General features: G+C 61.7%; 9 protein-coding genes and 1 pseudogene. 6 read left to right on the top strand and 4 right to left on the bottom strand.

The features are described 5' to 3' along the window. Positions 1 to 1,079, top strand: a pseudogene (locus AACY31_RS27800) (hypothetical protein); the annotation flags it as partial. Positions 1,080 to 1,196: 117 nt separating this feature from the next. Here AACY31_RS27800 and ehuA read toward each other — a convergent pair. The 4 genes from ehuA to ehuB form a co-directional block, all read right to left on the bottom strand. Further along, on the bottom strand, positions 1,197 to 2,066 hold the full coding sequence (gene ehuA, locus AACY31_RS27795; RefSeq protein WP_445261584.1) for an ectoine/hydroxyectoine ABC transporter ATP-binding protein EhuA: 870 nt from the start codon (positions 2,064 to 2,066) through the stop codon (positions 1,197 to 1,199). Further along, complete coding sequence (gene ehuD / locus AACY31_RS27790) at positions 2,066 to 2,722, bottom strand: ectoine/hydroxyectoine ABC transporter permease subunit EhuD (protein ID WP_339478021.1); 657 nt, start codon at positions 2,720 to 2,722, stop codon at positions 2,066 to 2,068. The genes ehuA and ehuD overlap by 1 nt, the downstream gene beginning before the upstream one ends. After that, complete coding sequence (gene ehuC / locus AACY31_RS27785; RefSeq protein WP_339478023.1) at positions 2,719 to 3,378, bottom strand: ectoine/hydroxyectoine ABC transporter permease subunit EhuC; 660 nt, start codon at positions 3,376 to 3,378, stop codon at positions 2,719 to 2,721. Before ehuC ends, ehuD begins: the two co-directional genes overlap by 4 nt. Before the next feature lie 84 nt (positions 3,379 to 3,462). After that, positions 3,463 to 4,317 (bottom strand): ectoine/hydroxyectoine ABC transporter substrate-binding protein EhuB, encoded by an 855-nt coding sequence (gene ehuB / locus AACY31_RS27780; protein WP_339478025.1) that lies wholly within the window; start codon positions 4,315 to 4,317, stop codon positions 3,463 to 3,465. 290 nt (positions 4,318 to 4,607) lie between these two features. On the opposite strand from ehuB, the gene ehuR reads away from it, so the two are divergent. From ehuR to doeB, 5 genes are all read left to right on the top strand, one after another. Next, a complete protein-coding gene (gene ehuR, locus AACY31_RS27775) occupies positions 4,608 to 6,002 on the top strand; it encodes a MocR-like ectoine utilization transcription factor EhuR (protein WP_339505497.1) in 1,395 nt (464 codons plus the stop codon). Between the two features lie 294 nt (positions 6,003 to 6,296). Beyond that, a complete protein-coding gene (gene eutB, locus AACY31_RS27770; RefSeq protein WP_339478029.1) occupies positions 6,297 to 7,268 on the top strand; it encodes a hydroxyectoine utilization dehydratase EutB in 972 nt (323 codons plus the stop codon). A gap of 21 nt (positions 7,269 to 7,289) precedes the next feature. Next, entirely contained in the window at positions 7,290 to 8,282 is a 993-nt protein-coding gene (locus AACY31_RS27765; RefSeq protein ID WP_339478032.1) for a cyclodeaminase, read from the top strand. Between the two features lie 39 nt (positions 8,283 to 8,321). Continuing rightward, positions 8,322 to 9,512: an ectoine hydrolase DoeA gene (doeA, locus tag AACY31_RS27760; RefSeq protein WP_339478035.1), complete on the top strand. Its 1,191-nt coding sequence runs from the start codon at positions 8,322 to 8,324 to the stop codon at positions 9,510 to 9,512. 3 nt (positions 9,513 to 9,515) lie between these two features. Next, positions 9,516 to 10,517, top strand: coding sequence for a N(2)-acetyl-L-2,4-diaminobutanoate deacetylase DoeB (gene doeB / locus AACY31_RS27755; protein WP_339478038.1), 1,002 nt, complete (start codon positions 9,516 to 9,518; stop codon positions 10,515 to 10,517). Positions 10,518 to 10,746 lie beyond the last annotated feature (229 nt).

The raw sequence follows: 10,746 nt of genomic DNA, 5'->3' as shown, positions 1-10,746 counted from the left end.
ACACCATTCGCGCGGCATTTGACGCGCGTGCTCCCAGTGTCGAACAGGCCACGGGCAATGCGCCCAGCCAGCAATTGAATCCGATGGCGGCCAAGGACAACCTGACGGTGGAGATTCCTGACTACGGCATCCAATCCGGCGATCAGGTCAGTGTGATGTGGACCGGTGCGGCCGGGGGCGGAACCCACACTACGGCTGTGCAAACGCTGCCCGGCAACAAGAAGATCGACATCCCGGTGTCGGTGATCGCCTATAACCTTGGCAGATCGGTGACGGTCACCTACATCGTCAAGCGTACCAGTGGAGTGAAGCCGCAGTCCTCTGGGTTGTTGCTGACTGTAGGCACGTTGGCTAACAGTGCGCTGATGCCAAGCCGGCCGCGTATTCTTCTGGTTGCGGATAACGGCAACGGTGATGAACTGTATATTAAAAACGTGTTGGATAATGTCGAGATACAGGTCGACAACTGGCCGCATATCGCGATCGGCCAGCACTTGTGGATGCGCTTGAAAGGCTATAAGGCCGATGGGGCTGAGCACAACCACAATATCTGGATACCGCCGGGCCCAAAGGTCAGCGAGATCTGGCTGATCCAGGGTTATTACAGGATGTCCAAGATCTCCAAGTACTTGCTGGAGCTGGGCGACGGCAGCACGCTAACGGTGGAGTTCAAGGTTGCCTTCGGTCAGATTACTGATGAGACGCAGGCTACGGACTTCCCGCCGCGGACTTATACCGTCAAAAATCCTCTAACTTTTATGAGTATCAAAGACTATCTCGGTAGAGAAATTCAGGAGAACGGCATCACCGAATTTCCGATGGTATCGCTTTGGGGGCGAGCGAGCGTTGCCACTTCAGTCGATTTGTATGACAACCTGGCTTACAGAGTAACGATCAGTGTTTCATCGGTCGGTGCATGGGGCGTTATCACAAGCTTTGGTTCGGGCGAGCATCGACTCTACGTTAGATCTTCCAACGGCGGCAGCCCGCTATATTCAAACACACGCACCTTCAATGTCGCACCTTCTGCGTCGGGGGAAACGGAGACAGACCCTGAGGATCCCCCAATTTTCTTATAGGAAATCAAGAAGACACACTGGATGTCTGGCTTTGAGGGCTGCTTTGCAGCCCAGCGGGGCGGTGCGACGTTTCGCTAAATCCCCTCGCCACACCAGGGTTCTCGCCAGTGGGTAGGGTTAGTTTGCCTCTTTCACCGCACTCAAGAACGCACACGTACGCTCCTGCTGCGGGTTTTCGAAGATCTGCGCCGGGGTGCCTTGCTCATGGATTTGCCCTTTGTAGAAGAAACACACCCGATCAGCGAATTCCCGCGCAAACCCCATCTGGTGCGTCACCATCAGCATGGTCAGGTTGTGCTCGGCACCCAGCTTGCGGATCACATTCAGCACCTCTCCGCACAGCTCCGGATCGAGCGCTGAGGTCACTTCGTCAAACAGCATCACCTTGGGCCGCATCGCCAGGGCTCGGGCAATCGCCACCCGTTGTTGCTGGCCGCCGGACAACTGCGATGGGTAATGGTCGAGCTTGCTGCCCAGCCCCACCAGCTCCAACAGGTCGGCGGCGCGCTCCCGGGCTTCTTTCGGGTTCATGCCCAGTACCTGCACCGGCGCCTCGATGACGTTTTGCAGCGCGGTCATGTGGGGGAACAGGTTGAAGCTCTGGAACACCATGCCGATCTTGCCGCGCACCCGGCGGATGTGTCGGTCGTTGGCCGGCACCAACACGCCGTTGCGGTTGGGCATGTGGGTCAGGGAGTCATCTTCGATGCGGATCTGACCCTGGTCGATGCCTTCCAGGGTCATCAGCACCCGCAGCAGCGTGGACTTGCCCGAGCCGCTGGGGCCGATGATCGCGACCTTTTCACCGGGCGCGACATCCAGGTTCAGATGGTCGAGCACCGTGAAGCTGCCATAGCTTTTGGTTACGTCCTGGAAACTCACGATCGGCCGGGACGTTGTTGGGTCTTGCATGGCCGGGGCCTCCTGCTGCGACGCCAGTGTGCTGCGCCGGGACAAATCGGTGGGCGAGGACAGGGGTAAAGTCATTAGCGTAGCTCCATGCGCGTTTCAAGGCGCCGTACCAGATAAGCCAAGGCGAGGCTCAAAGCGAGGAAGAACAGGCCGACCATTGTGATTGGTTCCAGGTAGCGGAAATGCTCGGAGCCGATGTTCTTGGCCTGCTGCATGATTTCCACCACGGTGATCGCCGACAGCACCGGCGTATCCTTGAGCATGGCCACCAGGTAGTTGCCCAGGGGCGGCACGATTGGTCGCAGCGCCTGGGGCAGGATGATGTTGCGGTAGGCGTCGTACGGCGCGATGTTCAGCGCCGTCACCGCTTCCCACTGCGCCCGCGGCACCGCGTCCAAACCACTGCGATAGACCTCGGCGATGTAGCAGGCGTAGTGCAGGCCGATGCCGAGGATGCCGACTTGCATGGCCGTCAGGCTCAAGCCGTAGTTGGGCAGCACGTAGTAGAGGAAATACACCTGGATCAGCAACGGCGTGCTGCGGATGAACTCGATCACCACCGTGGCTGGCCACGACAGCCAGAATTTGCGACTGCGCCGGCCAATCGCCAGGAACAGCCCCAGGACAATCGCGATCAGGAAGCCGATCAGGGTAATGCCCACGGTGTTGAGCGATGCCCGCAGAAGGTCCGGCAGGATTTGTGCGGCGTAGGACCAGTCGAACAGCGTCATGACAGACCTCCACGCATCCGGCCCCGGCTCAGCCGTCGTTCGACGTGGCGCATGCCGAAGTTGATGGCCTGGGCGAGGATGAAATACATCACCAGGGCCAGGCTGAAGATCTCCAGGGTCTGGAAGGTCGCCTGATCCAACTGCCGCGCCCGGAAACTCAGGTCCGACAAGGTGATCAGCGACACCAGCGAGGTGTTCTTCAGCAGCTCGATCAACAGGTTGGTGCCCGGTGGAATCGCCGCCAGCAGAGCCTGGGGCAGGATGATCCGTTTGAAACGCTTGAAACCGCTGAAATTCAGCGCCGTGCAGGCTTCGTATTGCCCTTTGGCCACCGAGCTGATGGCGCCGCGCATGACCTCGGCGCCGTAGGCACCGATGTGCAGGCCCAAGCCGACGATGGCCACGGCGTAAGGGCTCAACTCAACGTTGAAGGGGGGCAGAGGCAATACGAAGAACAGCCAGAACAATTGCACCAGCAGCGAGGTGCCACGGAACACTTCGATGTAGGTGATGGAAAACCAGCGTAGCGTTCGCCACGGCGAGAGTCGCCCGAGGGCTGCCAACACCGCCGTGACGATGGCCAGCAGCGAGCCGAAGAAGGTCACCTGGAGCGTGACCCAGGCCCCCTGTATCAATAACGGAAGTAATTCGCCCATGGTTCAACCCAATGTCCGGTGAAGCAGGGAACAGGCATCACGCACCGCGCGTCATGCCTGTTTCGGCACGCCAGTTTTTGGCGACTACTGAGCGCAGAGCTCGGCCGCGGTCTTGCGGGTCACGTTGGATTTGTCGAACCCGAATGGCGCAACCGTCTTGAGATGCTCTTCGGAGCCCAGCCACTTCTTCAGCTCGGCATTGACCGCATCGCGCAAGTCTTTGTCTTCGGGGCGGAAGGCCAGGGCGCCGTAACCGATGTGGGAGGGGTCGTCCTTGAACTCGGTCATCGCCTCGACCTTGTCGCCGCCCTTGCTGGCCAGCCCTTTCATGGTCAGTTGGGTGCCGACGGCAGCGTCCGCGCGCCCGGCACGCACGGCTTGCAATTGCGCGGTGGTGTCGGGGACCTGGAGGATCTGCTCGTCCTTGACCCCGGAATCGCGGGCATAAGCCAGGTTCACCGTGCCGGCCATGATTGCCAGTCTCACATCCGGTTGCTTGGCGACGTCTTCATAGCTGTGGAGTTTTTTCGGGTTGCCCTTGGCCACGAGCAAGGCATCGGGTAGCTGGTACTGCGGATCGGTGAACAACACTTGCTTGCAGCGCGCCGGGGTAATGTACATGCCGGCGGCGATGACATCGAAACGGCCGGCCCGCAGGCCTGGGATCAACGAGCCCCATTCGGTGAGCACGCCATTGACCTGCTTGATGCCCATCTTGGCGAAGATGATCTTGGCGATCTCCGGGGATTCACCGGTGACGGTGCCGTCGGTTTCGGTATAGGCAAATGGGGTTTCGTTGGCGTAGCCGATCCGGATGCTGCTGTTGCTTTTGACGGTATCCAGGGTGGCCGCTTGAACGCTACCGGCCAGGCCGAGTACGGCACAGGTCAGCAAGAGCCGACGCAGGGGCGCACAGGTGCGGGGAAGAAAATTGCTCATCGATAAAATCTCCTGTTTCTTGTGGATCCGTCGTTGGACGGCTCTGTGGTAGGAGGCAGTGTTACAAGAGCAAAGCGTACAGCGGCTGATCCGGGCGTGGCCTGGAATCGGGAGCAGCGCCGGTACAGGTCGATCCGGCTTTTTGTCAGGGCGATGAGCCCGCCTGGGTGACGACCTTGGTTCGAGCATACAAAAGCCCCGGCATCGATTGTATTGCACTAGGACAATTGCTTTGCCGCGATGCTCGCGCAATGCTGTGCGCACCCCTACACACGCCGGTTGCAGCTGTTATGGATAAGTGGAAGTCAGCCTTGGACCTCGTCCGCAGTGGTGAATCCAAGTACAAGATTCTGGTGCAGGCCATTGCCGACGATATCGAACAGGGCACCCTGGCCAATGACCAGCGCCTGCCGCCACAACGGCAAGTGGCCGACGCCATGGGTATCAGCGTGCAGACCGTCACCAACGCCTATAAGGAGTTAGAGCGCCAGGGACTGGTGCGCTGTGAGGTCGGGCGTGGCAGTTTCGTCTCGCGGCGCATGAGCGACCGGGTGGCGACGTACATTCTCGACAGTCCTGAGCGGGCGCTGGTGGATTTTTCCATCACCCGCATTCTGCACACCCTTGAGCATGACCAGGCCTGGCGTGACACCTGCGCGGCGCTGAGCACGGAAGAGGATCAGCCGTGGATTCATGCGTTTCGCCCCATCGCCGGTTTCGAATCCCATCGCGAAGCGGCGGCGCAGTGGATCGGCCGGCAAGGGCTGAAAGTCGACCGTAACGATGTGCTGATCACCAACGGCGCGGCCCATGGGATTTTCCTGGCTCTCGCTTCGCTGGCAGGCCCCGACGATGTGGTGCTCTGCGAAGGCTTGACCGACCACGGCGTGATCGGCAATTCCCAAGTGCTGGGCTTCACCCTCAAGGGCCTGGAGATGGACCGCTATGGCATTGACCCCGAACATTTCGAAGACATGTGCAGCAACGAGCGCATCACGGCGCTGGTGTGTACGCCGAACCTGAACAACCCCACCATCAGCCTGATGCCCGACGCCCGCCGCCGGGAAATCGCCGAGATTGCCCGGCGCTTCGGTGTGCACATTATCGAAGACGATGTGTATGGCCCGCTGCTGGACGAACGTCGGGCGCCGCCCATCAGCCATTACCTACCGGAGCTGTCGTTCTACTGCACGAGCATGACCAAGTCGGTACTCACGGGCTTGCGCACCGGTTATCTGGTGGTGCCCAAGCGCCTGGCCCTGCGCACCGAGAGCATCCTGCGGGTCAACAGTTGGATGGCAACGCCCATGGTCTCGGAGATCGCCACCCGCTGGATTTGCGATGGCCGCGCCGAGTCGCTGGTGCAATTGCAACGTCAGCTGCTGGCCGGGCGCCAGGCGATGGTCACCGAGTACATGGGCGAGCATCTGCTGGGCCAGCACCCTCATGCCTTGAATGCCTGGGTTGGCATCCCGTCCCATTGGGAAGTGGACAGTCTGGTGCGGGCGCTGCGGCACAAGCACATTGCCGTCACATCTCCCGACCCTTTCACCGTACGCGGCACCCCCAGGCCCCGCGCGGTGCGGGTCTGCGTAGGCGCCGAATGCAGCGACGAAGAAATGCGTCATGCGCTGATCGGCATGCGCGAGATATTCAACCAGTACCCGCAGATTCATGATTTTTGAGAGCTTGCTCCCAATGGGACTCTGTAGGAGCTGCCGAAGGCTGCGATCCTTTGATTTTGATCTTTCGCTCTCGATTCAATTGCCAAGGGAAAGATCGCAGCCTCGCTTCGCTCGACAGTTCCTACAACGCGCCCAGCGCGAGCAAGCTCCCTCGCCAGAGGGGAGGGAACCCTTCATAGGTTTTGTTCACCTCTTTCAACCGGCAATGAACGCAAACTAAATTGCCCTAGTACATTCATCACCACAATTGAGCCCTCTTAGACTGCGTCCAACACATCCGCTCGGGACGCAGTCATGGCAGTGTTGCAGCTTCAGGATATCTACCGCGCTCGCCAGCGCATCGAGTCGCTGGTGCGGCGCACGCCCATGGAATATTCCCCGAGCTTGTCGCGATTGATGGGCGTGGCGGTGTACCTCAAGCTTGAGGCCCTGCAAATCACCGGCAGCTTCAAGTTGCGTGGGGCAAGCAATGCGGTGGCGCAGCTCAGCGCCGAGCAAAAGGCCCTGGGCGTGGTCACGGCGTCGACCGGCAATCATGGTCGGGCACTGGCCCATGCCGCTTCGCAACAGGGCGTCAAGGCGATTGTCTGCCTGTCGAGCTTGGTGCCGGCCAACAAAGTGCAGGCGATCCGCGACCTAGGCGCCGAGGTGTGCATCGTCGGCCAGTCCCAGGACGATGCCCAGCGCGAGGCCGAGCGCATCGCTCGGGCGCAAGGCGCGACCTTTGTGCCGCCCTTTGATCACCCGGCGATCATCGCCGGGCAGGGCACCCTCGGCCTGGAGATCCTCGAGCAGCAACCGGATGTGGCCCAGGTACTGGTGCCGCTGTCCGGTGGCGGTCTGTTCGCCGGTGTTGCCCTGGCCCTCAAAAGTGCGAACCCCGCGATTCAAGTCCACGGCATCAGCATGGCCCGCGGTGCCGCGATGCACGCCAGCCTCGCCGCCGGGCAGCCCGTGGACATCGAAGAACTGCCGACGCTGGCCGACTCCCTCGGTGGCGGCATCGGCCTGGACAACCGCTGCACCTTCGCCATGACCCGGCAACTGAGCGATGACGTTCATCTGCTCTCGGAAGCCTCTATCGCCAATGCCATCCGCCACGCCTATCACCACGAACGCCTGGTGCTCGAAGGCGCTGCCGTGGTGGGCATCGCGGCGTTGCTCGAGGGCCTGATCGAGGTGCGCGGCCCGATTGTACTGGTGGTCAGCGGGCGCAACGTCGACACCGAACACCATGCCCGCGTGATTGCTGGCGCCAACGCCTGATAACCCCAAACGGAGCTTGTCATGAGTGAAGTCACCCTCTTGAGCGAAGTCGACCTGCGCAGTTGCGTGGCCCTCGACCTGGCCAGCATCGACGCCATCGAACAGGCCTTCGTACTGCTGGCCACCGCCGCCGTGGCGATGCCGCCGATCCTGCGGCTGGACATTCCCGAGCACAACGGTGAAGTGGATGTGAAGACCGCTTACCTGCCGGGCCTGGAACGCTTCGCCATCAAGGTCAGCCCGGGTTTTTTCGACAACCCCAAGCTCGGCCTGTCCAGCCTCAACGGCATGATGATGCTGCTCTCGGCGCGCACCGGCCTGCTGGAGGCCCTGCTGCTGGACAACGGTTACCTCACCGCCGTGCGCACCGCGGCAGCCGGGGCGGTGGCGGCGCGTTGCCTGTCTCGCAAGCAGAGCCGCAGCGTCGCGCTGATCGGTGCCGGCGAGCAGGCAGCGTTGCAGCTTCAGGCGCTGCGCCTGGTGCGGCCCATCGACGAGGTGCGGGTTTGGGCGCGCGATGGGCAAAAGGCCAAGGTGTTCAGTCAGGAACTGGCGCGTGACACCGGGCTTGCCGTCACGCCATGCGCGTCCATTGACGACGCCCTGGAAGGCGTGGACATCGCCATCACCTGCACACCCAGTCGCGAGCCGTTGATCCAAGCCCGTCATTTGCATCCCGGCCTGCACATCACAGCAATGGGCTCGGACGCCGAACACAAGAATGAAGTTTCCCCGCAAGCCCTGGCGGCCGTCGACTGCTATGTCGCCGATCGCCTGAGTCAGACCCGCGTGCTCGGCGAGCTGCACCATGCCTTGGTGGCCGGCACCGTTCGCGATGACCTGTCGTTGATGGAGCTGGGGCGGGTGTTGTCGGGGCAGCAGCTGGGGCGTTCCGATGCCGCGCAAGTGACGCTTTGCGACCTGACCGGCACCGGCGCCCAGGACACCGCCATCGCCAACCTGGCGTTCGAGCGGGCGCGGGTGGCGGGCAAGGGTTTTGCGTTCGGCCGCTAGATCATTTTTCTCATGAGTCATTGAACAGAGGGCAGGTGGATGTCTGAGATCGTCGTCAATCTTCCGTTCCAGCGGGAGGAATACACCCAACGCCTGGCGAAGGTTCGCGCGGCCATGCAGGCCCAGGGCCTGGAGCTGCTGCTGGTCACCGATCCGTCGAACATGGCTTGGCTCACCGGCTATGACGGGTGGTCGTTCTATGTGCACCAGTGTGTGCTGCTGGCGCTGGAGGGCGAGCCCGTGTGGTTCGGTCGAGGCCAGGATGCCAATGGTGCAAAGCGCACGGTGTTCATGCAGGCCGATAATATCGTCGGCTACCCGGACATCTACGTGCAGTCCCGTGAGCGCCACCCCATGGACTACCTGTCCCGCGAGGTGATCATTGCCCGTGGCTGGAGCGCGCTGACCATCGGCGTGGAGATGGACAACTATTACTTCAGCGCCGCCGCGCACCTGTCGCTGCAACAGCATTTGCCCCAGGCAAAACTGGTGGATGCGGTGGGCCTGGTGAACTGGCAGCGGGCCGTCAAGTCACCCCAGGAAATCGCCTACATGCGCATCGCCGCACGCATCGTCGAGAGCATGCACAGCCGGATCCTAGAGCGGATTGAACCGGGCATGCGCAAGAACGAATTGGTGGCTGAGATCTATAGCAGCGGCATCCTTGGTGCCGATGGCCATGGCGGCGACTACCCGGCCATCGTGCCGCTGTTGCCCACCGGTGCCGACGCCAGCGCGCCGCACCTGACCTGGGACGATTCACCCTTCGAGAAGGGCGCCGGCACCTTCTTTGAAATTGCCGGTTGCTACAAACGTTACCACTGCCCGCTGTCGCGCACCATTTACCTGGGCAAGCCGCCGCAACATTTCCTCGACGGCGAAAAGGCCGTGGTCGAGGGCATCGCCGCCGGCCTGGACGCAGCCAAACCGGGCAACACCACCGGCGATATCGCCATAGCGTTTTTCAAGGTGCTGGAGAAATTTGGCATCCACAAGGACAGCCGTTGTGGCTACCCCATCGGGATCAGTTATCCGCCGGATTGGGGCGAGCGCACCATGAGCTTGCGCCCCGGTGACAACAGCGTGTTGCAACCGGGCATGACCTTCCATTTCATGCCGGGGCTATGGATGGACGATTGGGGCCTGGAGATCACCGAAAGCATCCTGATCACCGAGACCGGCGTCGAGACGCTGTGCAACGTGCCTCGTCAATTGTTCGTGAAGGATTGAGCCATGCCCGATCTGCCTAATAATCCCATCAGCGCCACGGTCGACTTCACCCGCGAGGGCGTGCAGCACGGCTTTCTCAAGTTGCCATATTCGCGGGACGATTCGGCCTGGGGCGCAGTGATGATTCCCATCACTGTCATCCAGCGCGGCAGCGGCCCGACGGCCTTGCTCAGCGGTGGCAACCACGGCGATGAATACGAAGGCCCGGTGGCGTTGAGCAAACTGGCGCAGCAACTGACGGCTGAAGACGTGAGCGGGCGGGTGATCATCGTGCCGTTCATGAACACCCCGGCTTTTCACGCCGGGCGCCGGACGTCGCCCATCGACAAGGGCAATCTGAACCGCAGTTTTCCCGGCAGGCCGGACGGCACCGTCACCGAAAAAATCGCCGACTATTTCAATCGCACCCTGCTGCCCTTGGCCGACATTGTCCTGGACATTCATTCCGGCGGGCGGACCCTGGATTTCCTGCCGTTTGCCGCCTGCCATGTATTGCCGGACAAACAGCAGCAAGCGCGCTGCGAGGCCGGGATGCTGGCGTTCAACGCGCCGTATTGCATGCGCATGCTGGAGCTGGACGCCGGGGCGATGTACGACACGGCGGCCGAGTCCCAAGGCAAGGTGTTCGTCACCACCGAGTTGGGCGGCGGCGGTTCGTCGACCGCCCGCAGCGTGGCGATTGCCGAGCGTGGGGTGCGCAACCTGTTGATCCACGCCGACATCCTGCGGGGAACGATCGAGTTGCAGCCCTCGCTGATGCTCGACATGCCGGACGCCAGTTGTTTCATCGCCAGCGAACACGACGGCTTGCTGGAAATGTGCCGCGACCTGGGGGAACACGTGACCCGGGGCGAGGTGGTGGCGCGTATCTACGACGCCACCCGCAGCGGCGTTGCCCCGGTCCAGTACCGCGCCGCCCGCAGCGGTCTGTTGGCGGCCCGGCACGTTCCCGGGTTGGTGCAGTGTGGCGATACCTTGGCGGTGATTGCGGATGTGTTGGCTTGATACACCTCAACTGACACACCACCCTGTGGCGAGGGAGCTTGCTCGCGCTCGGCTGCGTTGTAGGAGCTGCCGAAGGCTGCGATCTTTTGATCTTTGTCGAGAGATCGCAGCCTCGTTGCACTCGACAGCTCCTACACAGCTCCTTGTATCTCGACTATCGCTCCGACAGAAGCGATAGTTCTCGACTGATCATCGAGGGAGGGACTTGGAAGCCGTACAGCTCCTTAGG

This window comes from Pseudomonas sp. RL_105y_Pfl2_101, assembly GCF_963970585.1.
Taxonomy (GTDB): domain Bacteria; phylum Pseudomonadota; class Gammaproteobacteria; order Pseudomonadales; family Pseudomonadaceae; genus Aquipseudomonas.
This window is presented reverse-complemented; position numbering and strand designations above follow the sequence as displayed.

Bases quoted from the DNA above. Each gene is read 5' to 3' on its own strand.
- ehuA (WP_445261584.1), bottom strand. From the start codon at position 2,066: ATGACTTTACCCCTGTCCTCGCCCACCGATTTGTCCCGGCGCAGCACA.
- ehuD (WP_339478021.1), bottom strand. From the start codon at position 2,722: ATGACGCTGTTCGACTGGTCCTACGCCGCACAAATCCTGCCGGACCTT.
- ehuC (WP_339478023.1), bottom strand. From the start codon at position 3,378: ATGGGCGAATTACTTCCGTTATTGATACAGGGGGCCTGGGTCACGCTC.
- ehuB (WP_339478025.1), bottom strand. From the start codon at position 4,317: ATGAGCAATTTTCTTCCCCGCACCTGTGCGCCCCTGCGTCGGCTCTTG.
- ehuR (WP_339505497.1), top strand. From the start codon at position 4,608: ATGGATAAGTGGAAGTCAGCCTTGGACCTCGTCCGCAGTGGTGAATCC.
- eutB (WP_339478029.1), top strand. From the start codon at position 6,297: ATGGCAGTGTTGCAGCTTCAGGATATCTACCGCGCTCGCCAGCGCATC.
- AACY31_RS27765 (WP_339478032.1), top strand. From the start codon at position 7,290: ATGAGTGAAGTCACCCTCTTGAGCGAAGTCGACCTGCGCAGTTGCGTG.
- doeA (WP_339478035.1), top strand. From the start codon at position 8,322: ATGTCTGAGATCGTCGTCAATCTTCCGTTCCAGCGGGAGGAATACACC.
- doeB (WP_339478038.1), top strand. From the start codon at position 9,516: ATGCCCGATCTGCCTAATAATCCCATCAGCGCCACGGTCGACTTCACC.